The organism is Candidatus Pelagibacter sp. Uisw_101, from assembly GCF_047727615.1.
Classification (GTDB): Bacteria; Pseudomonadota; Alphaproteobacteria; order Pelagibacterales; family Pelagibacteraceae; genus Pelagibacter.
The window spans coordinates 921,106-946,445 of sequence record NZ_CP159821.1; the positions used below are offsets into that span (position 1 = coordinate 921,106).

At 30.9% G+C, this 25,340-nt stretch carries 29 protein-coding genes; 15 read left to right on the forward strand and 14 right to left on the reverse strand.

Features of this window, described 5'->3' with window-relative positions:
- Positions 1–64 precede the first annotated feature (64 nt).
- The 3 genes from ABXT48_RS04945 (at position 65) to ABXT48_RS04955 (ending at position 2,837) form a co-directional block, all read left to right on the forward strand.
- On the forward strand, positions 65–793 hold the full coding sequence (locus tag ABXT48_RS04945) for a methylenetetrahydrofolate reductase (RefSeq protein WP_415285905.1): 729 nt from the start codon (positions 65–67) through the stop codon (positions 791–793).
- A complete protein-coding gene (locus ABXT48_RS04950; protein ID WP_271520293.1) occupies positions 786–2,144 on the forward strand; it encodes an aminomethyltransferase family protein in 1,359 nt (452 codons plus the stop codon). The genes ABXT48_RS04945 and ABXT48_RS04950 overlap by 8 nt, the downstream gene beginning before the upstream one ends.
- Before the next feature lie 147 nt (positions 2,145–2,291).
- Positions 2,292–2,837 carry a hypothetical protein gene (locus tag ABXT48_RS04955; protein ID WP_415285906.1) on the forward strand — a complete coding sequence of 182 codons (546 nt, stop codon included), beginning with the start codon at positions 2,292–2,294 and terminating at the stop codon, positions 2,835–2,837.
- Here ABXT48_RS04955 and ABXT48_RS04960 read toward each other — a convergent pair.
- From ABXT48_RS04960 to ABXT48_RS04975, 4 genes are read right to left on the reverse strand one after another with little or no spacing between them, the layout of a single operon-like run.
- Positions 2,834–3,004 (reverse strand): hypothetical protein, encoded by a 171-nt coding sequence (locus ABXT48_RS04960; RefSeq protein WP_415285907.1) that lies wholly within the window; start codon positions 3,002–3,004, stop codon positions 2,834–2,836. The two genes, ABXT48_RS04955 and ABXT48_RS04960, sit on opposite strands and share 4 nt — an antisense overlap.
- Complete coding sequence (locus ABXT48_RS04965; RefSeq protein ID WP_415285050.1) at positions 2,997–3,608, reverse strand: DUF3726 domain-containing protein; 612 nt, start codon at positions 3,606–3,608, stop codon at positions 2,997–2,999. Before ABXT48_RS04965 ends, ABXT48_RS04960 begins: the two co-directional genes overlap by 8 nt.
- Positions 3,609–3,613: 5 nt before the next feature.
- Positions 3,614–5,266, reverse strand: coding sequence for a hypothetical protein (locus tag ABXT48_RS04970; RefSeq protein ID WP_415302718.1), 1,653 nt, complete (start codon positions 5,264–5,266; stop codon positions 3,614–3,616).
- On the reverse strand, positions 5,263–6,234 hold the full coding sequence (locus tag ABXT48_RS04975; protein WP_415285909.1) for a membrane dipeptidase: 972 nt from the start codon (positions 6,232–6,234) through the stop codon (positions 5,263–5,265). Before ABXT48_RS04975 ends, ABXT48_RS04970 begins: the two co-directional genes overlap by 4 nt.
- A gap of 114 nt (positions 6,235–6,348) precedes the next feature.
- Between ABXT48_RS04975 and purE the strand changes: the two genes are divergently transcribed.
- The 4 genes from purE (at position 6,349) to ABXT48_RS04995 (ending at position 8,700) form a co-directional block, all read left to right on the forward strand.
- Complete coding sequence (gene purE, locus ABXT48_RS04980; RefSeq protein WP_415285910.1) at positions 6,349–6,840, forward strand: 5-(carboxyamino)imidazole ribonucleotide mutase; 492 nt, start codon at positions 6,349–6,351, stop codon at positions 6,838–6,840.
- A 9-nt stretch (positions 6,841–6,849) separates the two neighbouring features.
- The gene (locus tag ABXT48_RS04985; RefSeq protein ID WP_415285911.1) at positions 6,850–7,896 is read left to right on the forward strand and encodes a 5-(carboxyamino)imidazole ribonucleotide synthase; all 1,047 of its coding nucleotides are present in this window, start codon (positions 6,850–6,852) and stop codon (positions 7,894–7,896) included.
- Between the two features lie 11 nt (positions 7,897–7,907).
- Entirely contained in the window at positions 7,908–8,375 is a 468-nt protein-coding gene (locus ABXT48_RS04990) for a GNAT family N-acetyltransferase (protein WP_415285912.1), read from the forward strand.
- 118 nt (positions 8,376–8,493) lie between these two features.
- Entirely contained in the window at positions 8,494–8,700 is a 207-nt protein-coding gene (locus ABXT48_RS04995) for a cold-shock protein (protein WP_006998008.1), read from the forward strand.
- A gap of 81 nt (positions 8,701–8,781) precedes the next feature.
- Here ABXT48_RS04995 and ABXT48_RS05000 read toward each other — a convergent pair whose 3' ends face one another.
- On the reverse strand, positions 8,782–9,540 hold the full coding sequence (locus ABXT48_RS05000; RefSeq protein WP_415285913.1) for an alpha/beta fold hydrolase: 759 nt from the start codon (positions 9,538–9,540) through the stop codon (positions 8,782–8,784).
- A gap of 40 nt (positions 9,541–9,580) precedes the next feature.
- Between ABXT48_RS05000 and ABXT48_RS05005 the strand changes: the two genes are divergently transcribed.
- The 3 genes from ABXT48_RS05005 to ABXT48_RS05015 are packed head-to-tail and all read left to right on the forward strand — an operon-like array spanning position 9,581 to position 11,156.
- Entirely contained in the window at positions 9,581–9,928 is a 348-nt protein-coding gene (locus ABXT48_RS05005; RefSeq protein ID WP_415285914.1) for a cupin domain-containing protein, read from the forward strand.
- Positions 9,929–9,965: 37 nt separating this feature from the next.
- Complete coding sequence (locus ABXT48_RS05010; protein ID WP_415285915.1) at positions 9,966–10,712, forward strand: aspartate/glutamate racemase family protein; 747 nt, start codon at positions 9,966–9,968, stop codon at positions 10,710–10,712.
- A gap of 3 nt (positions 10,713–10,715) precedes the next feature.
- Positions 10,716–11,156 (forward strand): hypothetical protein, encoded by a 441-nt coding sequence (locus tag ABXT48_RS05015; RefSeq protein WP_415285916.1) that lies wholly within the window; start codon positions 10,716–10,718, stop codon positions 11,154–11,156.
- Here ABXT48_RS05015 and ABXT48_RS05020 read toward each other — a convergent pair.
- Positions 11,146–11,457 carry a hypothetical protein gene (locus ABXT48_RS05020; protein WP_415285917.1) on the reverse strand — a complete coding sequence of 104 codons (312 nt, stop codon included), beginning with the start codon at positions 11,455–11,457 and terminating at the stop codon, positions 11,146–11,148. The two genes, ABXT48_RS05015 and ABXT48_RS05020, sit on opposite strands and share 11 nt — an antisense overlap.
- A 108-nt stretch (positions 11,458–11,565) precedes the next feature.
- Between ABXT48_RS05020 and ABXT48_RS05025 the strand changes: the two genes are divergently transcribed.
- Positions 11,566–12,417, forward strand: coding sequence for a DMT family transporter (locus ABXT48_RS05025; protein WP_415302720.1), 852 nt, complete (start codon positions 11,566–11,568; stop codon positions 12,415–12,417).
- Between the two features lie 3 nt (positions 12,418–12,420).
- Here ABXT48_RS05025 and ABXT48_RS05030 read toward each other — a convergent pair whose 3' ends face one another.
- From ABXT48_RS05030 to ABXT48_RS05045, 4 genes are read right to left on the reverse strand one after another with little or no spacing between them, the layout of a single operon-like run.
- Positions 12,421–13,008 carry a sarcosine oxidase gene (locus tag ABXT48_RS05030; protein ID WP_415285919.1) on the reverse strand — a complete coding sequence of 196 codons (588 nt, stop codon included), beginning with the start codon at positions 13,006–13,008 and terminating at the stop codon, positions 12,421–12,423.
- Entirely contained in the window at positions 13,005–16,001 is a 2,997-nt protein-coding gene (locus tag ABXT48_RS05035) for a sarcosine oxidase subunit alpha family protein (protein WP_415285920.1), read from the reverse strand. Before ABXT48_RS05035 ends, ABXT48_RS05030 begins: the two co-directional genes overlap by 4 nt.
- A gap of 1 nt (position 16,002) precedes the next feature.
- Positions 16,003–16,269 (reverse strand): sarcosine oxidase subunit delta, encoded by a 267-nt coding sequence (locus tag ABXT48_RS05040; RefSeq protein ID WP_415285037.1) that lies wholly within the window; start codon positions 16,267–16,269, stop codon positions 16,003–16,005.
- Positions 16,270–17,526 (reverse strand): sarcosine oxidase subunit beta family protein, encoded by a 1,257-nt coding sequence (locus ABXT48_RS05045; RefSeq protein ID WP_415302722.1) that lies wholly within the window; start codon positions 17,524–17,526, stop codon positions 16,270–16,272.
- Between the two features lie 127 nt (positions 17,527–17,653).
- On the opposite strand from ABXT48_RS05045, the gene ABXT48_RS05050 reads away from it, so the two are divergent.
- Complete coding sequence (locus ABXT48_RS05050; protein WP_415285922.1) at positions 17,654–19,339, forward strand: formate--tetrahydrofolate ligase; 1,686 nt, start codon at positions 17,654–17,656, stop codon at positions 19,337–19,339.
- A gap of 3 nt (positions 19,340–19,342) precedes the next feature.
- Here the strand turns inward: ABXT48_RS05050 and ABXT48_RS05055 are convergent, their stop codons facing one another.
- Genes ABXT48_RS05055 through ABXT48_RS05070 form a run of 4 tightly spaced genes read right to left on the reverse strand, consistent with a single transcriptional unit; the run spans position 19,343 to position 22,525 of the window.
- Entirely contained in the window at positions 19,343–20,134 is a 792-nt protein-coding gene (locus ABXT48_RS05055) for a glutamine amidotransferase-related protein (RefSeq protein ID WP_415302724.1), read from the reverse strand.
- A complete protein-coding gene (locus tag ABXT48_RS05060) occupies positions 20,131–21,294 on the reverse strand; it encodes an iron-containing alcohol dehydrogenase (protein ID WP_415285924.1) in 1,164 nt (387 codons plus the stop codon). Before ABXT48_RS05060 ends, ABXT48_RS05055 begins: the two co-directional genes overlap by 4 nt.
- Positions 21,295–21,308: 14 nt before the next feature.
- Positions 21,309–21,503, reverse strand: coding sequence for a hypothetical protein (locus ABXT48_RS05065; protein ID WP_415302725.1), 195 nt, complete (start codon positions 21,501–21,503; stop codon positions 21,309–21,311).
- A complete protein-coding gene (locus ABXT48_RS05070) occupies positions 21,497–22,525 on the reverse strand; it encodes a 2-dehydropantoate 2-reductase N-terminal domain-containing protein (protein ID WP_415285926.1) in 1,029 nt (342 codons plus the stop codon). Before ABXT48_RS05070 ends, ABXT48_RS05065 begins: the two co-directional genes overlap by 7 nt.
- Positions 22,526–22,605: 80 nt before the next feature.
- Between ABXT48_RS05070 and ABXT48_RS05075 the strand changes: the two genes are divergently transcribed.
- From ABXT48_RS05075 to ABXT48_RS05085, 3 genes are read left to right on the forward strand one after another with little or no spacing between them, the layout of a single operon-like run.
- On the forward strand, positions 22,606–23,946 hold the full coding sequence (locus tag ABXT48_RS05075; RefSeq protein ID WP_415285927.1) for an NAD(P)-binding domain-containing protein: 1,341 nt from the start codon (positions 22,606–22,608) through the stop codon (positions 23,944–23,946).
- A 20-nt stretch (positions 23,947–23,966) separates the two neighbouring features.
- On the forward strand, positions 23,967–24,347 hold the full coding sequence (locus ABXT48_RS05080) for a cupin domain-containing protein (protein ID WP_415302727.1): 381 nt from the start codon (positions 23,967–23,969) through the stop codon (positions 24,345–24,347).
- A 49-nt stretch (positions 24,348–24,396) separates the two neighbouring features.
- Positions 24,397–25,338, forward strand: a complete 942-nt coding sequence (locus ABXT48_RS05085; RefSeq protein ID WP_415302729.1) for an NAD(P)-dependent oxidoreductase — start codon at positions 24,397–24,399, stop codon at positions 25,336–25,338.
- Positions 25,339–25,340: the final 2 nt, after the last annotated feature.

Genomic DNA, 25,340 nt, shown 5'->3' on the forward strand with positions numbered 1-25,340 from the left:
TTATTTTTATCCACAAGATGAATTTCTTTGACAGCATTTACAAAAAAGATAATCATCGAGAAAAATGAATTTTTCACTTGAGGTTGGACCTCAAACAGATCTTGATACACTGCCTCCCGTTAAGGATGTTTATGTAACCATGCTTCCAGGAGGAGACTATAAAGAGACTGCTAACCAGTCAGCTGAATTAGTTAAAAAAGGATTTAATCCAGTTCCACATTTTCCAGCACGATCAATTACAGATGATGCTCAACTTAAAGATTACATTGCAAGATGTAAAGATGTGGGTGCTAAACAAGCATTAGTTATTGGAGGAAGTAGAGAGCCAGTTGGAAAATTTGAAAGTTCAATTCAAATTTTAGAAACAGGATTTTTTGATGGAATTAAAGTAGGAATAGCAGGACATCCAGAGGGAAGTCAGGATATTTCTGATAAAGAATTAGAAAAAGCTATGATAGATAAAAAACCTTACGCCGACTATATAGTGACCCAGTGGTTATTAGAGAGTCAACCTATTGTAGATTTCATTTCTAAGCAGTCAGTACCAGTGCATGTAGGAATTACTGGGCCAATGAAAATAACTAGCTTGATTAAATTTGCTAATATTGTCGGGGCGAAAAATTCTATAAATTTTCTTAAGTCTAATTTTAGTAAGGCATTAGATTTATTGAAACCTAAAGACCCTAATGAATTAATTGGGAAAGTGAAAGAGTTTACTGGCAACTTCCACATTTATACATTCGGCGGCTTGAAGGAAACTAACAAGTGGTTGAAGGAGAACGGTTATGTCTAATGAATTTGACTATACTAAACTAAATCATGTGACTTCAGTTGATCAATCAGATCGTGAAGTACCATATAACTTAAGACAGAGTGGGCCTACAAAAGTTGAAATGTTAATTTCAACGAGAGTAAGAAAATCTCCATACTGGCATCTATCAATGGAAGCTGGTTGTTGGAGAGCAACTGTTTACAATCGTATTTATCACCCAAGAGGTTATGTAAAACCTGAAGATGGTGGAGCGATGGTTGAATATGAAGCAATTAAAAATCACGTTACAATGTGGAACGTTGCTGTTGAAAGACAAATTAGAGTTAAAGGTCCTGATGCAGAAAAGTTTACTGACTACGTTATAACTAGAGATGCAACTAAAATCTCACCAATGAGAGCAAGATATGTAATTTTATGTAATGCTTATGGTGGAGTTTTAAATGATCCTATTCTTCTTAGAATTTCAAAAGATGAATTTTGGTTCTCACTATCAGACTCTGATATTGGAATGTATCTTCAAGGTGTTAACGCTGATGGAAGATTTGATTGTACAATTGAAGAAATTGATGTTTGCCCGGTGCAAATTCAAGGTCCTAAATCAAAAGCTTTAATGAAAGACCTTTGTGGTGATCAAGTTGATTTTGACAATATGCCTTTCTACGGTTTAGCTGAAGTTAAAGTTGGCGGCAGAAGTTGTGTGATTTCACAATCTGGTTTCTCAGGTGAAGCTGGATATGAAATCTACTTAAGAGAAGCAACTAAATATGCTGATGATATGTGGAATGCTGTTCTTGAAGCCGGAAAAAAACATAGCCTAATGGTTATTGCTCCTGCTCACCACAGAAGAATTCAAGCTGGAATTCTTTCTTGGGGACAAGATATGGATCAACAACACAATCCTTTCCAGTGTAATCTTGGTTACCAAGTGTCACTATCAGGTAAAGGTGAGTGGGATAAAAAAGCTGACTATGTTGGAAAAGCTGCACTAGAGAAAATGGGCGCAGAGCTTAAGGATGGGAAAAAACCTTACAAACTTCAGTTAGTAGGTCTTGAGTTGGGTGGAAAACCAATTGAAGAATATGCTCCTGACTTTTGGTTGGTGTCACCTGAGAGTGGTGGAGATCCTGTAGGATTTATCACATCACCTTGGTATCACCCTGAAAAAGGTCAAAATATAGCAATGGGATATGTACCATTTGAAGGAACATTAAATGCTAATGGTTTCCCTAAAGGTAAAGTTGGGACTAAGTACAAAGTTCACTTACCTGCTAAATATTCTGACACACCAGGAACACCTGTTGATGCAGTGGTAGTGGATATTCCATTTACAGAATCTTATAACGCAAACACAAGAGAAGTCGTTAAAGGTTAAATTAATTATTTGGGGGAGATGAATTCTCCCCCACTAATAATGACAAAATCATTCCTAATCGTAATTTGCATAATAATAGTAATTGCTTTAATACTCTTTCCACTATTTGTTTCTTACAAAGCTCAGAAGAATAGAAAAAAATAAATAATGTTTGGTCAATTTTTAAATATAATTGTTAGGTCTATTAAATTAGATAAATCTCTCTACAAAGATAATAAGAACTTTGGTGAAGCTGCAATATATTTTGCAGGCCTTATCATGATATTAGACGGCTTAGCTGGGGCTGTTGCTGCAAATACTGTTATTAAAACTGCTGTAGCAATGTCTGGTTTAACTGCCCTACTTACTTGGTTTGTTTGGGCACTTTTTATTTATGTAATAGGAGTAAAAATATTTCCAGAAAAAGATACTAAAGTTTCATTTAAAAAAGTATTAACAGCTGTAGGCTTTGCTCACGCGCCAGGTCTTTTAAGATTTTTTGCTGTAACACCAGATTTAATGATCCCAATTATATTTTTAACTCAGTTCTGGATATTTGCGAGTTTAATCATTTCAACAAAACAAATTTTAAATCTAAAGTCTAATTTTAAATCATTTGGAATAGTCTTTTTAGCTTTTTTAATAATTGCTTTTCTTTCAATATCTTTTGTGATGAGCAAAATGAATGCTCTACCTATTAGCAATATTAGTTAAATTGGAAATATAGTTTTTGAAAGTTTACAAGAATTACAGGTTTTAAATCCTGTTAATATTAAATTTTGAGAAACACTTTCATCCTCTTTTTTACACTCTTCACAAAAATTATCTAATTGAAGAACTTCTTCATCATTATTAGTTTCATCATCAAAGTCTTTAGTCATTATCAGTAAGACCAGCCCCTGCTCCACCTTGTTTTAGGCTTTCATTTTCTTCTACAAACGTTTCTTCTGAAAGCTTATAAAGCTCATTCCATTCTTTTTCTTCAAACGAGTCTCTATTTTCTAAAACTTTTAAATAAATATTTTCAGCAGACTCGATAATTTCGTTTTTAGTATAATTAGAATAAATATTATTATTAAAGTTTAATAAAAATTCCCTGTCATCCATTTTTAAGAATATTCTTTTACCAATCACCTCAGCTGCTCTGCTTACAAATGGTAGAAATAGTAATGGATATGAGACTTTTTTAAATGTTATCTCGTTTAAAGTTTCTAAAGTTTTAATCTGATCTAAAAAATTTACCCCTGCAATTATTGGACAATATTCATTTTTATTGGCCTCATTATCTTGCTTTATGATGCTGATATTCTCTAATCTTAATTCTTTTTTTTTCTTAAAAAAACTATTTAAGTTTTTAATTCCAGGTAGGCTAAAAATCTCAAGTAATCTTATATTTTTTCCAATCTCTTCTGCAATCCCCCATGAATATCCAGCAGCCTTGCTCGATCTTTTGGAAACTGTATCTATTTCACTTAATGATCTCATGTTGATTAATTATAAACCCAATGTTCATCATAGTTTTTTAATTGCTCTGGTAAGGGTGCTCCTTGAAACATACATATTCTTAGCCATTTATCAGAACGTGGGTCAAATTTTAATGCTCCAAAAAAAGATAATTTTAATCTCAACATATCAATAGGCATTATTTTTTGGCCAATAGTATTATCTTGTATTTCTGAATAAGGAAATTTCTCTACTATAAATGCTCTTCTAACAACGTGTCTTAATTCATTATTAGTTGATAAAAATTTAGCAATGGTCCAGCTATTTTTAGTAACTTCTAATAATTCATAAAGTTTTTTAATATCCCTTGCAATTGCTAGAGGTTGCTCTAACTCAGCACCCACTTCATCAAATCTATTTGCTAGTCTTGGTTCTTCTTTATTTTTTGAAATAAACCAAAAATTTAAATTATTTTCATCTTTAGTAAAATCTATCGTTAAGATATCTGGATATTTTTTTTCTAAAATCAGCTTTAACTCTTCTACTGTTCGCTCAGTTGGAATATTAAAATATTTTTCTTCTTCAGAGCTCATTTCTTTAATCAACGGAGACGTAATATCATCATAAGGCTCCATCATCATTGAGACGACATATTCAATACATTCTTCACAATATTCTTTTTCTAAATGCAGATACATTTCATTAAAAGCATAATCTTGCTCAAAATTAAAATCATTATCTAAGTAGATAATAAATTGATTAAGATCTTTTAATAAAGATTTAATCTTATTTATTTGATATTCGCTTTCAGTATTCCAAGAAGTGATGTTCTTTATTGATTTTTTTAAACATTCTAAAAATAAGTTTTTATCTTTCTCTAATATTGTTTTTATCTCTCTTATTTTTTTTAAAGAAATCTCTCTTGCAGAAATCCAACTATTTAAAAGAGTTGGATGGTTAACAATAAATGGAGCCATTCCTAGACCAGTAGAGTTTCCTATTCCTAAACTTTTACAAATATTAATATCAAGGCTTACAGCTTTTTTTGGGTTCTTGCTTTTTGCAACGTGATTAACTTGATCAAAAGTAAATTGTCTAACTAAATAAACCAACATCATTTCCAATCTAAAAGGGCCGTATATTTCTTCTCGGTCTTTAATTCTAAACCTATCAGCTAAGCCAAATTTACCTGACCCATAAACTGCAGTTGTTCTATATAAATAACCTACGCTAGTTATTAAGTCATTATCAGGCTGCTTGCCTTCGCTTAAGCATTCAACTACATGATTGAAAACTCTAACTGATTTATTAGCCCTTGAAAGGGTTAGCTCTTTATATGAAAGTCGGCCAAATTCTTGTCTTGGTACTTCATTTTGTAATCTTTCAATATCTTGTTTTAAAGGAACACCATCAAAAAGCGTAAAAGCTGCATCCCATTTAGTAGCTATAACTCTATCTGATCTTTCATTTTCATCCAATTCGTTTGCAAAACAAATTAAAGAATACACTCTATTTTTTTTCTTAAATGAATAAACTGCAGTTCCATAACCATGTTCATTTAATTCAAATAAATCTCTTTTATAATCCCAGTCCTTAAACTCTTTTAAAAAACTTCTTAAAAATGAAAGTTTAGATTGATGAAAAGACCCTAGTCTTGATAGCTTCATTACTACATTTGGATCTCTTAAGGTGATATTCATTGGTTCATTTTTTTGTAAAAATTGTACCAGTTGTTTCCAAGAATTCCATTAACTTCACTTTCTGAAAAACCAACTTTTTTAAGTCCTGACTCTAAGTTTTCAAACCCTCGTGAATCTAAAAACCAATCAGGTTGTTTTGGAAAACCAGGTTTATTTTTTGATCCTTCTCCATAATTTTTACTTTTAGTCCAAGTGCCATTTCTCATCCACTCTACAATAGTATCTGGTTGGTTTAGACAAAGATCTGAGCCTATCCCTATTTTTTCAACTCCCATAATTTCAGCTGTCTTAGCTGTCATTTCACAAAAGCTTTCTAAAGAGCAATCTGTTCCATCTTTTAAATGATGAGGATATAAAGATAGACCCAATATTCCTTTATGTTCGGATAAAATCTTTAATAGTTCGTTTGACTTGTTTCTCTTAGCTGGATGCCAAAATGATGGGTTTGCATGGGTTATTGCAATTGGTTTTTCACTTATCTCAATTGCATCAATTGTACTTTTTTCTGCTGAATGAGACATGTCTATTACAAGACCTAGTCTATTCATTTCTTTAATCACCTCTTTACCAAAATTAGTAACTCCACTATCTATCACTTCATAACATCCTGTCGCTAGTAATGACTGATTGTTATAAGTAAGTTGCATAAACCTGCATCCCAAATCATAAACTTTTTCAACCAATCCAATATCATCTTCTATAGGTGAGCAATTTTGAAAACCAAAAAAAACTGCAGTTTTATTTTCAGTTTTAGCTTTTTCAATATCTTTAAAACTTTTGCCATGAAAAATTAAGTCAGAATTTTCTGAAAAGTGATTTTCCCAGTTTTTTAATACTGTCTTTAGCTCATCAAAATCTTCGTGGTAAACTATGGTTACGTGGATTGCATCCAGTCCTGCTTGTTTATTGATCTGAAAAATTTCTCTAGACCAGTTACAATATTGTAAATTATCAATTTTAAAATTCATTGTGATCTTATTTGTTTTAAAGAATATCAATAAGATAGATAAATTCTATTAATTTTATTGAAATTTTAGACTTAATTTGAAATAACAATTTACGTTAGAATAAAATTACAACAAATGACTAAAAATAAATTAAAGAAAGTATCGATTGTTATGGGTAGTCAATCTGACTACAAAACCATGATATTTTGCCAAAATATTCTTAAAAAATTAAATATAAAATTTGAATCAAAAATTATATCAGCTCATAGAACTCCTAATAGAATGTATGAATTTGCTGTTAATGCTGAAAAAAATGGTATCGCGGTAATTATTGCTGGAGCTGGTGGATCTGCGCATTTACCAGGAATGATTTCAGCCCTTACATCTCTACCAGTACTAGGAGTTCCAATTGAGAGTAAAAAGCTAAAAGGACTTGATAGCCTTTTATCCATTGTACAAATGCCAAAAGGAATACCTGTTGGAACATTAGCAATTGGAGAAGATGGTGCAATTAATGCTGCCTTATTAGCTGCATCTATTATCGGTCTTAGTGATTTAACTGTAAAAAAAAAATTAAACCAGTTCCGTTTAAGTCAAAGCAAATCTGTTAAAAAAAAACCAAAATAGTTTTAAAATATGTCTAAACCAATTCTTGGAATTATAGGTGGAGGTCAGTTAGGCAGTATGCTTGCTATTGCTGCAAATAAACTTGAAATTAAAACAGTTATTTTTTGTGATGATATTGATGCACCTGCACAAAATTTTTCTAATGATTTTGTACACGGTGAATATAACGATCAAAATAAGATTAATGAGTTTTTGAATAAAGTTGATGTTGTAACCTATGAATTTGAAAATATTCCATATGAAACATTAAATGAAATTAACAAGATAAAACCTGTTTTACCAAAACCTTCTGTAAATAGAATAATTCAACATAGATTAGCAGAAAAAGACTTTATCAATAATCTTAATATAAGAACTACAAGATATGTATCCATTGAAAAAAAATTTGATATGGAAACAGTTGAAGATTTACTACCAGGTATACTTAAAACTACAACACTTGGGTATGATGGCAAAGGACAATACCCCATTAGTAGTTTAGAAAATTTAGATTCAATTAATGTTGATTATTCAAAAGATTATATTTTAGAAAAATTAGTAAAATTAAAAAAAGAAATCTCAATAATTATTACTCGTTTTAATGATCAAAAATATGAAATTTATGAGCCTATAGAAAATGTACATGAAGACCAAATCTTAAAAAACTCTAAAATTCCAGCTGAGATTAGTGATAAAATATTAGAGCAATCAAAGCTATGGGCAACTCAAATTTCTGAAGAATTAAAATATATTGGAACTTTGTGTGTTGAGTTTTTTGTTGATAGAAATGATAACCTTTACGTAAATGAGATTGCACCAAGAGTTCATAACTCAGGGCACTTAACAATTAACGCATATAATGTTAGTCAATTTGAAAATCATGTAAGAGCTGTTTGTAAGTTAGAACAAATACCTCTTAAAAAAATATCGAATGCAATGATGACAAATATAATTGGCGACCAAATTACTAATTATAGAAATAAAGAACACAATGAAAATGAATATTTCTTTGATTATCTTAAAAAAGAAATTAAACAAAAAAGAAAAATGGGACACCTGACAACCCTTCTTAAGTAGCTATTACTCAAATGTTAAAATCAATCGAAGGAAATTTTGATAATCCAGAAGTTCATGAGTTTCTTATCAATCATTTCATTGAGTTAAGATCTGTATCACCCGAAGGGAGTGCTCACGTGCTTGATATAGCTGGATTAAAAGACCCATCTATTAAATTTTGGAGCCTATGGGAAGAAAATGACTTAATGGGTAGCGGAGCACTAAAATTCCTAGATAAAGAACATGGTGAATTCAAATCTATAAGGGTTAGTGACAACTTTAGAGGCAATGGAAATGGCACAAAAGTCATAAATCATTTAATTAATGAGGCAAAAAAGCTCAATATTAAAAGATTAAGTTTAGAAACTGGTGCTGGTGACTTCTTTTTAACTGCTAGAAAATTATTTAATAAGTGTGGTTTTGAGCCCTGTGAGCCCTTCTCACACTATAAAAAAGATATCAATTCTATTTATATGACCGTGCTTATAAGCAACAAATAAGTCTTTAATTATTTAATCTTTTAAATTTAGTTGACAAAACCTCAATAACTCTAAACAAAGCCTGAATTGCTTAATTATAAGTAATAAAAGTAACATAATAAAAAGTAAGAAGATAAATATGAGTCTACAAGGAAAAGTAAAATGGTTCAATCCAACTAAAGGTTTTGGTTTTATTGAAAGAGAAGATAAAGAAAAAGATGTATTCGTTCACGTTTCAGCTGTTAGAGATGCTGGTATGAACGGTTTAGATGAAGGTCAAGCTTTGACTTTTGAAGTTGAAGATGGTCCAAAAGGTCCTTCAGCGGTAAATTTAAAAACTGCATAATATTCACACTTTCTATTGGCTGCGATTTTTTAATTAAATTAATTTTTTAATTATTTAGCTAAATATTTCAGCCAATACCAATCAGTTTTTTTTAAGAAATTCACTCACTATTCTATTAAATTCATCCGGCTTCTCTAAATGAACATTGTGAGAGCATCCCTTAATTATTTTTAAATTACTATTAGGAATATTATCATTCAGGGTTTCTACTTGATTAAAATTATAAGCCTTATCTTGATCTCCCCAAACTATTAATGTTTCATTTTTAATATTTTGTAAATTTTTAATTCCATCCCAATTTTTCATAGCAACCAATCCATTATCTGTAGCCACTATTGAAGTTTGCTTTCCAGCTTCTTCACAAAGATAAAAATATTTTGCTTTTTCTTCTTCTATAAACCAAGTTTTTGCTATCCTGTATGCTGTATCCTTTAATCCATTAATTTTTAATTTTTCTCTGGATTGATCAATAGTTTCAAATCGACCAGGAATATTTCCTCTTGGTCCAGTACCATAACAAATCAATTTATCAATTTGATCTTCTGCTAATCTTGAAATTTCCTGTACTATCATTCCTCCCATAGAATGCCCTAATAAATGAAATCTTTTAATTTCTAATTTCTTTAGGGACTCAAGAATTGACTTGGCCATACAAGTAATTGATTCACAGGAATTTACATAATTACTTTTTCCAAAACCTGGTAGCGCTGGAGCAATAACCCTAAAATCATTTTTAAAATGTTCTATTTGTAATTTCCACATGTCCGATGAGCCTAAAAATCCATGGACCAGTACTAAAGGGAAGCCCTTACCAATATCATCAACATATATATCTTGCATAATTTTATAATTAATATTTAAATAATCAATATATATACTTATGACTGAAAGAAAAATAACTGATTTAAAAAATGTTAATTTTAAACCTTTTGATAATTATGGAAAAGTTATCCCAGGATTAAGTTGGCACAACATTAGTTTTGATAAAAAAAATGGTGGAGGTGGAACCTTTATTTTAAAATATGAGCCTGGTGCAAAAGGTATTTCTCATATTCATACAGGTTATGAAGAGTTTTTAATGATGGAAGGTGAATTAACTGATCCAGATGGTAAAATTTTTAAAAAAGGTGACTTTGTAACTTTCGAACCTGGATCTAAACACTCTTCTTTTAGTAAAAATGGTTGTTTGGTATTAGTTTTTATGAGAGGTATAAATAAAGCAATTTAAAAACTCAAAAAATAAATCTTTAAGAATTACAAATATTATGATCGGAATTTTAGGTGGAATGGGAACACAAGCTGGGCTTGATTTTTGCAACAAACTTGCCATGCTTAATAGAGGCAAGATTGATCAAGAGTACCCTCTTTTCATGCTTTACAATAAGTCCAATATACCTGGAAGACCAGAATCAATTGGCGTTCAAACTAAAAGGTTTACAGACCTTCCTAGAAATTTAAAAAATAATTTAAAATATAATAAGGTTCTTAAAAGCTTACTTGAAGGTTGCAGATCACTCGAGAAAAGTGGTTGTAAATTTATTGTCATACCCTGTAATACTGCTCATTATTGGTATGAAGATTTAAAAAAAAAAATAAGAATTCCAATTATAAATATGCCTAAAGAGGTTTTTTTATATACTAAAAAAATTTATAAAAAGAATTCAAAGATTGGACTTCTTGCTACGGAAGGAACATTAAAAACAAAGATATATGAAAAACTATTTAAAAATAACTATAAATTAATTACACCTATTCATGATTTACAAATTAAATCAGTCAATAAAACTATTAAACATGTCAAAATGGGGAACATAAAACTAGCTGAAAAATCTATTAAACCAGCTATTAATTATTTAATTAAAAATAATTGTAAGAAAATTATATTGGGTTGTACAGAACTACCTATAGCTATCTTTGCATTTAAATCATTGAAAAATGTAAAAATGTCAAAACTATATTTAGATCCAAATTTAATATTAGCCAATGCAGCTATGGCAAAATATAAAAAATAAAATATGCTTCCTATAGTCAAAAAACCTTATGTTATTTATTTAGCTGAAGTTATTTATAAAGATATAGCTGATATTAAAAAAAATAATTTAGATATTTCTAATATAGATGCCATTGAGGGTTTTATAGGTACAAAAAAATATGAGGAAATAAGCAGTGGTAATTTTCATGATGATTGGTTTAAATATTTAAAAAATAATAAATTTATTGATAAGGATAGTGGAGAAAAAATACCTGACGAAACTATTAAACTTTTAAACGTACAAAAGGATGCCACAGTAAAACAGCTAATGAAGTATCCAGAGCTATATTATGCTAAAAGTTCTTTTCCACTTGAAATTTCTCAGCGTGCTTTTGATTTTTTATGGAGAATGTGTGAAAGTTATGAACTTTGGTGTAAAGAAACTGGGCAATCAGAACAGCTTTTATTAAATATTACTGATTAGCTAATTTAATAATTTTACTTGTTTTTTCTATTCTACTTTTTACTAACGCAAAAAACTCTTCCTGTCTTTCTTCTTCCTCAATTTTTATTTTTTTATTATCTACAAGACTCTTAATATTTTCAGTAGGAGACTTTCCTGTAATTTTTTTAATTGCTTGGTTAGAGCCATATGAAAGACCAGCTTGATAGATGTTGCCAGTACTAGTTAATGTGTATGCAGGTCCTAATAAAGCTGTGCTTTGCACACAACCATTAAGAAAAAATAGCAAAAATAATCCAGCAATTATCTCTTTTAAAATCATTAAACTCCTTCCTAATCTTAGGTATTTATAAGTGCAACTCAAGAGAGAAAGTGCTCATTTTGATATTAATCTATAATATTAGCAATAAATATAACCTATAACCTCCAAATGGTTAAAATTTTTTCATTTATTTTTATTATTTTGTGGTCCTCAGCTTTTGTGACAACAAAGCCAATAATAGACAATAGTGATCCTTTTGCTGCATTAGCCTTTAGATTTTTTGTTGTAGCTTTTGGTTTCTTTATTTTTTCAATTTATACAAAACAAGAAATTTTAACCAATACTAGAAACCTTTTTCAATCACTTTTTAGTGGAGTGCTTTTTCATGGTGTTTATTTGGGAGGTGTTTTTTATTCAGTTTCAATTGGAATGCCAACAAGTATTGCTGCATTAATTGTTACCTTGCAACCAATTTTAACTAATGCTTTAGCAGGAAAATTCTTGGGTGAAAAAGTTACTTTCAAACAATGGATTGGGGTGATCCTTGGATTTATTGGTGCTGCTTTAGTTTTAGGTTTTGATATTGGATCAAGCCTTCCTGTTTTTGGAGTGATAGCTTCCTTTATAGCTCTGTTAGCTATTACAACTTCTACCTTGTGGCAAAAAAAAATAAGTAACAATTTACCTTTATCAGTTAGCAATATGTATCAAGCAATAGGTGGTTGTTCTTTTCACATAATAGTTATTTTAATTTTTAGTGAACCTTATATTAATTTTACACCTACATTTCTGATAGCAATGAGTCATCAGATATTTCTTGTGTCTTTTGGAGCATTCACAATCCTAATGTATTTAATTAAAAATAACTCTGCAAGTAAAACAGTTTCTATCTTTTTTTTAATACCCCCAACTACTGCAATAATGGCTTGGTTATTTTTAAATGAAAAACTAAACAATCTAGATCTAATTGGTTTTGCTGTGGCAACTCTTGGTGTTTATATTGCAACTAGAAAGCAATAATTTTTAAATACCTTTGTAGCCAAACTCTAAGCAAGCATCGGTAATAGAATGATAAAAGGATTCTCCAAAACTTCTTAGAGTGAATATTCTAACTTTGTCTGGATTATCATCTAACATGTCAATTGTGGCCGACATTCCGTTATAAGTTGAATTTAGGCAAGTATCTTTTTTTAATTCATTAAAATTAAAGGGACATCCTTTTTTTAATATCTCTTTTGTATTTTTTCCCTCTATTTGAATTATTGCTCTACTATGAGATATATTTGTTATAGCAAAATCTGCTTCTGGTAATTTTTCATTAATTTCTTTTAGAGTTTCTTTTTTTGAAGAAACTAAAAGCCAGTTATTTGGGCCATTCCATAAAATTCTTGTATTAGTGTTGCTGTTTATGTTTAGAGTTTCATTTTTAAAACTCAAATTATCTATCTTGATATTTTCGATAGCTGTTAAGGAGTTCTTGTATTTAACTATTTGAATGATTAAAAAATCTTTTAATTCACTTACTTTCAGCAACTCATCATCATTTTTTCCTTCATGATCACCAAATAACCCTTTGTTATGTGTGGTATTTAAAGCAGAAGTTGAGCTCATGATCTTACCCTTTCACCCTTTGGATCTACATAGTGTGATGAAACTATCTCAACAGGTATTGTTTTATTTTTTAAAGGTGACATTGCAAATAGTTTTTGCCCTATCATATTTTTTCCATCCTTAAGAATTGCTAATGAAAATGGATTATCATATTCAACGCTCCAACAAGACGCAGATATATATCCTAATTTAGGATTTGGTATTGGAGCCATTGAATCTTTGACTAAATGAGATCCTTCAGGGATACTTGTTTTCTTATCAATTGGAACAACACCTACTACTTTTTGTCTATCCTCTGCTATAAATGCTTTTCTATCCAAAGAACGTTTTCCTATAAAGTCTTTCTTTTTACTAACAAGACCTTCTAAAGAGTTATCATAAGGAATGGTTCTGCCATCAAGTTCTGATCCTGCAATGTGACCCATTTCAATTCTTAGAGTTGATAATGCTTCAGTTCCATAGGGTTGAATTTTAAATTCTTGCCCTACTTCCATTATTTTCTCCCACATAAAGTTTCCATTGTCAGATTCAATATTCACCTCATAAGCAAGTTCTCCTGAAAATGAAATTCTAAAAATTCGTGCATGAACTCCAAATAAATCAGCTTCTAAATACCCCATAAAAGGTAACCCTTCATTTGAAGCATCAATATTTGGAAATAGTTTTTGTAATAAGTCTCTAGATTTTGGTCCTGCGATTGCTGCTCCAGCCCATTGCTCTGTAGTTGATACTACATTTACATTTAGCTCTGGCCATACAAGTTGTAAATAATATTCTAGATGAGATAAAACATTTGCTGCTTGTGCTGTTGTTGTTGTCATATGATAATGATTTTCAGAAATTCTTGTTGTTGTTCCATCATCCATAACAATTCCATCTTCTCTTAGCATTACACCGTATCTTGCTTTACCAACAGGCAATTTTAACCAAGCATTAGTATAAACTCTATTTAGTAACTCTGCAGCATCTGGTCCTTTAATATCAATTTTACCTAAAGTAGTTACATCACAAACTCCTACATTTGCTCTAACATTTTTAGCTTCTCTTTTTGAACCTTCAAATAAAGTTTCTTCTCCAATTTTGTAATATCTTGGTCTCAACCAAACACCTGCATCTACAAACACTGCATTATTTTTTTCATGCCAAATGTGCATTGGTGATTTTCTTGTTGGTTTAGAATGTTTGCCAATTTCTCTTCCAACAATCGCACCAATAGTAACTGGCGTATAAGGAGGTCTAAAAGTTGTGTGACCTACTTCTGGTACTATTTTGTTTTCTATATTGGATACTAGTTGCAAACCATTGAGATTACTTGTTTTTCCTTGGTCAGTAGCCATTCCAAGTGTCGTGTATCTTTTTACGTGTTCAATAGATCGATAACCCTCTTTTAATGCAATTTCTATATCGGAAACAGCTACATCGTTTTGAAAATCTAAAAATCTTTTATACGTTTTTCCTTTAGGCAAAGGTACACACCAAAATTTATCGTGTTTAGTTGATTTTTTTTCCATAACTATTGGTGATGATGTTTTATTATCATTATTAGTTATTTTTTTTGAAAGTTCATAGCCACTATCAAATGAATTTTTTAAAGTTTCTTCTAACGTAAAAGTTCCATTTGCTGCACCTAAAGTTGTTTCATTTTGTTTTGATAGTCCTGGCACAAATGCATCTATATCTTTATCAAAGGTAGTTTTATTTCCTGATTGAGAGGCTAAGTGAATTGTTGGTGTCCAAAAGCCTGAAACACAAATACAATCACAATTAATAGTTTCTAAAGTTCCTAATTCATTTTTATCATCTGAAATTTTGGCAACTTCAGCAGATTTAACTTTTTTATAACCTTTAGCTGCAACAACTACGTAAGAAAACTTAATATTAATATCTAATTTTTTTGCTTCATCTATGATTTCTGATTTAGGTTCTTTTCTTGTATCTAAAATAATAGGATCAACACCATTTTTTTTAAATTCTATAGCCGTTTCATATCCACTATCATTATTTGTAAATATTAGAGGTTTTTTGCCAACTAAAACTCCATAGACTTTTAAATATTCTTTTGCTGCAGAAGACAACATCACACCTGGTGTATCATTGTTCCCAAATACTAAAGGTCTCTCAATTGATCCTGATGAGATTAAAACTTCTTTAGCTCTAATATACCAAAGTCTTTGTTTTGGATTGTATTTTTTAGTTTTAGGCAAGTGATCACTTAATTTTTCTGACATCACTAACATATTATGATCGTAGTAACCAAATACTTGAGATCTATTCTTAACAATAACATTGGGCATTTCTTTAAGTTCAGAAATAATATTTTCTGCCCATTCTTTTCCTGTTTGATTTCCAATATTAACTTCACTCGTTAATAAAGTTCCACCAAATCTAGGTTTATCTTCTGCTAAAATTACTCTTGCTCCATTTTTAGCCGCAGCATATGCACTTGCTAAACCAGAAGGTCCTGAACCTGCAATTAGTAAATCACAATACTCATATTTGTGTTCATACCTTTCTTTGTCATGTTTAGTTGATGCAACACCAAGTCCTGCTGCTTTTCTTATAAATGGTTCATAAACTTTGTACCAAAAACTTTTTGGCCACATGAAAGTCTTGTAATAAAATCCCGCTGGAAGAAATATCTTTAAAAAATTGTTAATTGCTCCAATATCAAAATTTACACTTGGCCAACAATTAACACTTGTTGCCTCCAAACCTTCAAAGAGCTCTTGTTCTGTAGTTTTTACATTTGGCTCAGTTTCATTATTTCTATATAGTTGAACAATTGCGTATGGTTCATCCACCCCTGCACCAAAAAAGCCTCTAGGTCTATGATATTTAAAGCTTCTTCCAATTAAATGAACTCCATTAGCAAGTAATGCTGAGGCTAGGGTATCACCCTGATAACCAAAGTAAGTTACTCCATTAAATTTAAATGAGATTTTTTTATCTCTATTTATTAATCCAATATTATCCAATCTATAATTTTGAGTCATATTAAATGTCTTCGTTAGCTTTAACTGTTTTAAATATTTCGTGAGTTGCAGTGTCTCTTTCTACTTTAATCCACTGTCTGCATCCTGATATATGTTGCCATAACTCTTTATGCTTTCCTCTTAAGCTTTTTCTATTATAGACAAAGTTATCCCAATCATGATCTGAAACTTCCTTATTAAGCTCTGGTCTTTTAACGGTTGCATCACCACCATATGAAAATTCATTTTGAGATCTCATTCCACAATGAGGGCATTTAATATGCAGCATTTATGAGATCCATGTTTTGGTTCCAAGTCCCTTTTCATCTAGTAAGTGACCTGTATTAAATCTACTCAAACTATAACCTTCATTTAATTTGTGAACTCTATCTTGTGCAATTGTATGTGCAAATGTCCAGCCTGAAGCTGGAGTTGCTTTGAACCCACCATAACACCATCCACAGTTTAAATATAATCCTTCAATATGAGTTTTATCTATTATGGGTGAACCATCCATAGACATATCCATAATCCCACCCCAAGTTCTAAGCATTTTTAATTTACTTAAAAAAGGCATCATTGCAATTCCTTCTGTTAGTACATGCTGGAGTGTTGGTAAATTTCCTCTTTGGGCATAACTATTATATCCATCCAGATCACCCCCCATTACCATTTCACCTTTATCAGATTGACTAATATAAAAATGTCCTGCTCCAAAGGTAACCACACTATCTAATATAGGTTTTACAGGTTCTGTAACACATGCTTGTAAAAGATGTGTCTCAACTGGTATTGTCATATTTAGTTTTTCAGCTAAAATATTGGTACTTCCTGCAACACATAAACCAATTTTCTTTACTTTTATGTCTCCTCTAGAAGTTCTAACTCCTTGAATTTTTCCACCCACAACATCAAATCCAGTTACTTCACAATTTTGAATTATATCTACTCCCATTGAATCTGCTTGGCGTGCATAACCCCAAGCTACAGCATCATGTCTTGCTGTTCCTGCACTTGGCTGCATTAATCCACCAAATACAGGAAATCTTACATTGTCTGAAAAATCTGCCATTGGAATAATTTCTTTAACTTCTTCTCTATTTAATAAAACTGCGTCAATACCATTTAAACGCATTGAGTTTCCTCTTCTTGCAAAAGTATTCATTTGAGCGTCTGAGTGTGCAAGGTTAATTATTCCTCTTGGAGAAAACATTACATTATAATTTAAGTCCTGACTCATCTTTCTCCAAAGATCCATTCCAAACTCACTAAATAATGCATTATCATCGTGCATATAATTTGATCTTATGATTGTAGTATTTCTCCCCATATTTCCGCCACCAAGCCATCCTTTTTCAATGATAGCTACATTCGTAATATTATGTTCTTTTGCAAGATAATATGCAGTTGCTAGGCCATGACCTCCACCACCAATAATAACAACGTCGTATTCTTTTTTTGGAGTAGCATCTTTCCAGGCTAGGTCCCATTTTTGATGACCGGAGAAAGCATTTTTGATTAAATTAAATATAGAATATTTTTGCATGAGATAATTTTATACAAACGAATATAAATAGTTCTTATTTTTTTTATATATATTTTTTAGAAGTTTCCAAAAAATTAAAATAGGATATCAATTGAGCATTAAAAAATAAATCTTATAGGAGTTTCAAATGAGCGAAGTTAAGTCAGACATTCAAATAGCTAGAGAAGCTAAAATGCAACCTATAAATGATATTTTAGCCAAGATAAATGTACCAGATGAAAGCTCAGCTTTTAGTCCAATGGGCAGACACATTGCAAAGATTAATTTAGAATATTTAGATACTTTAAAAGATAAACCAAATGGAAAACTTATATTGGTGACAGCGATCACTCCTACTCCAGCTGGTGAGGGTAAAACTACAACTTCAGTTGGTTTAAATGATGGATTAAATAAAATTGGAAAAAAATCGATTGTTTGTTTAAGAGAACCAAGCCTTGGCCCTTCTTTTGGAATGAAAGGTGGAGCAGCAGGTGGTGGTTATGCTCAAGTAGTTCCAATGGAGCAAATTAATTTACATTTTACTGGAGATTTTCACGCAATAACATCAGCTCATAATTTATTATCAGCATTAATTGATAACCATATCTATTGGGGAAATAAATTAGATATCGATGTAAGAAGAATTGCATGGAAAAGAGTGATGGATATGAATGATCGTTCTTTAAGATCTATAAATATAAACTTAGGTGGAGTTGCAAATGGTTTTCCAAGAGAAGATGGTTTTGATATAACTGTTGCATCTGAAATCATGGCAATCTTTTGCTTATCAAATGATTTAGAAGATTTAGAAAAGAGAATAGGAAATATTACAATTGCCTATACTAGAGATAAAAAACCAGTTTACGCTAAAGACTTAAAAGCACACGGTCCAATGACTGTATTATTAAAGGATGCTATTAGACCTAATGTTACTCAAACTTTAGAAAACAATCCTGCAATTATTCATGGTGGACCTTTTGCTAATATTGCACATGGTTGTAATTCTGTAATTGCAACAAAGACTGGGCTAAAACTTGCTGACTATGTTGTAACAGAAGCAGGATTCGGTGCAGACCTTGGTGCAGAAAAATTTCTTGATATTAAATGTAGAAAATCAGATTTAAAACCTAGCTGCGTTGTAATTGTTGCAACTATTAGGGCTTTAAAAATGCATGGTGGTGTAGCAAAAGATGACCTTAAAACAGAAAATGTGGAAGCCTTAAAAAAAGGTTTAGTTAATCTTCAAAGGCACGTGGAAAATGTTAAAAAATTTGGTTTACCAGTTGCAGTAGCTGTTAATCATTTTATTAAAGATACAGATAATGAAGTAAAAGCTTTGATAGAATTTTGTGACACTATTGGTGTTAAAGCAAGTCTCTGTACTCATTGGGCAAACGGCGGTGAAGGTGCAAAAGAACTTGCAAACCATGTTGCTGAATTATGTGAGAAAAACGAAGATAAATTTAAATTCTTATATGAGAGCAAAACTCCCCTATTTAAAAAAATAGAAACAATTGCAAAAGAAATTTATAGAGCAGATGAGGTTATTGCTGATACTAAAATTAGAGATCAATTAAAAAGCTTTGAAAATGCGGGTTACGGAGATTTCCCAATTTGTATTGCAAAAACTCAATACAGCTTTTCAACAGACCCAAGCTTAAAAGGTGCACCAATAGGTCATGCTTTACCAATTAGAGAAATTAAACTCTCTTCAGGAGCAGAGTTTATTGTTGTGATATGTGGTGCTGTTATGACTATGCCTGGACTACCAAGAGTTCCAGCAGCAGACTCTATTAAGCTAAATAAAGATGGTGAAATTGAAGGTCTATTTTAAAAATTAGTTCTTTATATAATTTAGCCAATTTCTAACTTCACATGTTCTATCATTGAAATTCAATAATTCATTTTCGGATTTTATATATGAGACATGGTTTTCATACTCTTCTTCAGTTAAAAAATTTTTATTTACAAATAATCGCTCTTTACGACCATTAATAAGATTAAGCATCTGAAAATATTCATAATCAGGATGATATTGTAAACCGATAATTTCTGAGCTTCCTACATTAAAGCTAACACCCATTACATTGTTAACTTTGTCACTTGATAAAAGAGTAGTATTTTTTGGCAATTCACTTACTTCATCAAAATTGAATGCTGGTGAGGTAAAAACTTTTTTTTTATCTTTGTATATAAAGTGTTTTTCACCTTCATTGTTAATAATTACATCTGATGCAATTCCAATATGAGCACCATTTTTTCCAGGATTTACTTTACCCCCAGCTGCTGTCGAGCAGACTTGTAATCCCCAACAAATTGCTAAAATCTTATTTTTATGATTAAAGCAATTAGATGCAAAATTGATATGTTTCTTAATGACATCTGTCATATCATTTATTCTCATTGCACCACCAGTAAACACAATGCCATTATATTTACTCATATTTTTTAGAGCATTCGTTGTCTCATCATCATGACCAGGATTTATGATTTCTGTATTTGCTGATGGTTCTATCTTTAAAATTAAATTTTTTAAATTATCTGCTGCAGAACTTCCAGCTGCTTTAATAAAAAACTCACTATCTTCTCTAATATTTCCTTCAACAATTAAAATATTCAAATTACTCATTTAAACAATTCACCATTCATACTGTGCTGATACATTATCTTCATATCATTTTCGGTTAATTTTTTTGGATTTCCTCCAGTAGATGGATCTACTAAAGCCATTTTTGATAATCTATCAATATCAAAATCTTTTTCATCAATCACTTCTGATAATTTATGCGGCATATCTAGTTTTTTTCTTAAATCTAAAACCCAGTTAACAAATCCATCAAAAGATCTATCTTTAAGTTCTAAATAATCACAAATCTTTATTATTTTTTTTTCAATTACATCTTTATTAAAGGTTAATACATAAGGCATGAATATTGCATTGGATAAACCATGATGAATATTATTTAAAGCATTTACTGGATGGCTTAATGAATGAATTGCCCCCAAGCCTTTTTGAAATGCTGTTGACCCCATGCTTGCTGCTGTTAACATGTTTTGTCGAGCTTCAATATTTGATCCGTTGTTAACTGCTTCAAGTAACCATTCATTAATTAATCTCATACCCTCTAAAGCAATTCCATCAGCCATTGGGTGATATCCTGGAGCGCAATATGCTTCCAAGTTATGAGCTAGCGCATCCATACCAGTTGCAGCTGTAATCTTTGCAGGCAAACTAAGTGTTAATACTGGATCTAAAATAACTATTGAAGGTAAAAATTTAGGATGAAAAATTATATTTTTTACACCGGTTTCTTCATTTAAAATTACAGATGCTCGTCCTGTTTCCGATCCTGTTCCAGCAGTTGTTGGTACAGCAATAATTGGTGCAATTTTGTCAGAGTTCGCTTTAGTCCAATTATCACCAACATCCTCAAAATCCCAAATAGGTAAGGTTTGGCCTGACATAAATGCAATAGCTTTACCAACATCTAAGCCACTACCCCCTCCAAAAGCTATTACTCCATCACAATTATTTTTATTATAATAATCAGCACCCTCAGTTACATTGGTGCCAGTTGGATTACCCACAACATCTGAATATAATTCAGCTGAAATACCACCTTCTTTTAAATTCTCTAGAACATTGATTACAATTTTTGATTTAGCAAGACCACTATCGGTCACTAACAATGGTTTATTAATGTTTAAATTTTTGCAAGCAATACTTAGATCTTTAATCCTATCCTTTCCAACCCACATGGTTGTTGGATAATTCCAATTTGACTTCATTTACTGGTCTCTTTTTAATTTTTATTTTTTTTAATTTCTTCTTCACAAAATTTTTTAGCTACTTCAAGATCTGTAATTTTTGATTTAGATAATTTTTGACTTCCGGCTAGGCAGGCATCGACGGCTCTTTTTAAATTATAATCACTAAAATTTAGAATAACTATCATTCCAAGCACTATAAAAACAAATATTAATATATTTTTTACCATTGAATTTCTAATTTCTTATTTTCACATATAGTGTTTAGCATACTAAACATTAATGGAAAATGTTTAGAATTAAGGTCTTGTAAAATTTTAGGTCCAATTTCTAATGCAAGTTGCGCACCCTCTACTGTAATATTTTTCATAAATTTTTCTTTAGCTTCTTTATATAAATATCCTTCACCTAAATATTTTCCCATTAAACTATTTCTTCCCCCTATTGCACTTACATATAAATCACCTAAACCAGCTAAGCCATAAACAGTTTCTGCTCTTCCTCCATAGAAAGAAACAAATTCAACCATTTCAGAAATTGATCTATGGATTAATGAGGCTGATGTATTTAAATAATATTTAGATTGAATTTCTTTAGGTGCTTTTGAATTGCTTAATCCTTCAGAAGCTCCAATTAACATTGAATAAATATTTTTAATTGCACCTGATAACTCAATGCCAGTTAAATCATCTGACACTTCTGTCGAATAATAATTTGTTGATATAATTTTTTTTAATCTTTCTGTTTCTTTAATATCCGGGTTTGCGATAACAGTGCCTGTTCTCATTTTATATGCAAGACCTGCCGCTAAACAAGGTCCTTTGATTGCTGAAATATTTACTTCTCCATGACCCTTTTCCTTGAGAAGTTTTTTAATTTTATCTGAAAGTGTTATTAATTCATTGTCCTCAATGGCTAAACCTTTTGTTAATAAAATAATTGGAAGATTCTTTTTATAATTTTTTGATATCTGATTAACAAACCATTCAATTCCTACAGAACTCACTCCAGCAACAATTATATCTACCTCACCTTCAAGTATTGTTTGTAATTTTTCAAATTTTTCTACCTTTAATTTTGATGGTAATTCAATATTTAAGGCTGGATGGAAATTATTATTTAATTGAATTTTATTTATTAAATTATCCTCAAGATGAGTGCCGATGAGCGTTACATCATTTTTATTTTCTAAACATGGTACAGCGAATGCTGACCCCATTGCTCCAGCACCAATAATAATAATTTTTTTCATAATACTGTATTTTTTTATATTAATTTTTAGCATTTTGTTGGTAAAGTACAGTTATAAATTTATTAGGGAGAGGTGATTTTATGACAAAAGTAGCAATTATTGGTGCTGGACCTTGTGGTTTATCCGCTTTGAGATCTTTTGAACAAGCTGAAAAAAAAGGTGAAAAGATACCTGAAATAGTTTGTTTTGATAAACAAGAAGATTGGGGAGGCTTATGGAATTACAGTTGGAGAACAGGTTCTGACCAATACGGCGACCCTGTACCTAATAGTATGTATAGATATCTTTGGTCTAATGGTCCTAAAGAATGTCTAGAATTTGCTGACTACTCATTTGATGAACACTTTGGGAAACCAATTCCATCTTTTCCACCTAGAGAAGTTTTATACGATTATATCTTAGGTAGAGCTAAAAAAGGAAATTTAAAATCTAAAATAAAATTTAACACCTCTGTTACTAATATTTCTTATGAAGGTAATAGCTTTGAAGTTACTTATCGTGATAAAAAAAATGATAAAATTTCAAAAGATATTTTTGATTATGTAATCGTATCTACTGGTCATTTTTCAGTTCCATTCATCCCAGAATATCCTGGAATGAAAGCATTTCCTGGAAGAATAATGCACTCTCATGATTTTAGAGATGCAGAAGAATTTCGAGGTAAGAATGTTGTTGTTTTAGGAAGTAGTTATTCTGCTGAAGATGTAGCTCTTCAGTGCCATAAGTATGGGGCAAAAAGTGTGACCATAGCTTACAGACATAATCCAATGGGATTTAAATGGCCCAATGGAATGAAAGAAGTTTTTCACTTAGATAGACTTGAGGGTAATAAGGCAATATTTAAAGACGGTCATGTACAGGAAACAGATGCTATAATTTTATGTACAGGATATCTTCATCACTTTCCTTTTATAACTGAGGATCTTAAATTAAAAACAGGCAACCGATTATATCCACCAAAATTATATAAAGGTGTGGTTTGGCAAAATAATCACAAATTAATATATTTGGGTATGCAAGATCAATTTCATACTTTTAATATGTTTGATTGTCAGGCTTGGTTTGCAAGAGATGTTATAATGGAAAAAATTAAAGTTCCAAATGATTCAGAAATTGAAAAAGATATTAATAAATGGGTATCTCTTGAAGAAAAGTTAGAAAATGCAGATCAAATGATCGATTTCCAAACTGAGTATACTAAAGAACTTCATGATTTATCTGATTATCCTAAAATTGATTTTGAATTAATTAGAAAAACTTTTAAAGAATGGGAACATCATAAAGTAGAAAATATAATGACTTATAGAAATAAGTCATTTGCTTCACCTGTGACTGGTTCAATTGGTCCAAAACATCACACAGAATGGGAAGTTGCAATGGACGATTCTTTAAAAACATTTTTAGATCAGCCTAAAAAATAAGCCATAAGTTGTAATTGTGTATGATATTTGTAAAAAACCTTAAATCTGTCTCTGACCAAGAGTGGTCAACAACCGAGAAATATCCAGGTGTTAGGTGGAAATTTTTAATTGATGCAGATTTTATGGGAAGTTCTGGGCTTTCACTTGGTTTTGCAGAGATTGCTCCAGGGGGTAACTTAACACTCCACTATCATTCACCTGTGGAAATATATGTAGTTACTAATGGCACAGGAATATTGAATAAATCTGGTGAACTTGAAGAGATTAAGAAAGGTGATGTAGTTTATATTTCAGGAAATGCTGAACATGCTTTAAAAAATACTGGAAAAAAAACCTTGGAATTTTATTGGATTTTTCCAACAGATCGTTTTTCTGAAGTTGAGTATATTTCAACAAGCTAAAATCTTAAGTATATTAGCTAAAAGTAATTAATTAAAATATGGGATTATAATGAAGATTGGCTTTATAGGACTTGGAAATGTAGGTGGTAAACTTGCCCATAGTTTATTAAGAAACAAATTTGAATTAACTGTTAGAGATCTAGATGAAAACCTTACAAAAGATTTTAAAAATAAAGGTGCAAAAATTGCAAATTCCCCTAAAGAGTTAGCACAACAAGTTGATTTAATAATAACATGTCTCCCTTCTCCAAAAATTTGTGCTGAAGTGATGGAAGCAGAAGATGGAGTCATAAATGGACTTACTAAAAATAAAATTTGGCTTGAAATGAGCACTACCGATGAGTCTGAAATAAAAAGATTGGGTAAGTTTGTTAGGGAAAAAGGAGCAATACCACTTGATGGCCCAGTTAGTGGAGGCTGTCATAGAGCAGCTACAGGAAATATTGCAATATTTGTTGGCGGTGAAAGAAATGCTTTTGAAAAGATATTATCTGCATTAACTATGATGGGTAGCAAAATTTTACATACTGGAGAACTTGGTTCAGCAACTGTTTTAAAAGTAATTACAAATTATTTAGCCTCTACTAATTTAGTTGCTCTTGGCGAAGCTTGGACGGTTGCTAAGAAATCTAATTTAGATTTATCAAAAGTTTATAAAGGTATAGCTGTTTCCTCTGGAAATTCATTTGTTCATGAAACTGAAAGCCAAGTAATTTTAAATGGCTCATATAATATTAATTTCACAATGGATCTTGTTCTTAAGGATACTGGTCTGTTTGATAATTTAGCTAAAAAGTTAAATGTACCTTTAGAAATTTCTCCCTTAATTGTTAAAATATTTGAAGATGGTCAAAAAAAATATGGCTCAAGAGCTTGGTCTTCAATGATTGTTAAGAGAATGGAAGATTTAAACAATGTAGATTTTAGAGCAGATGGGTTTCCAGATGAGTTAATTGATAATGAACAAGAAAAAAAGGGATATGAAATATAGTT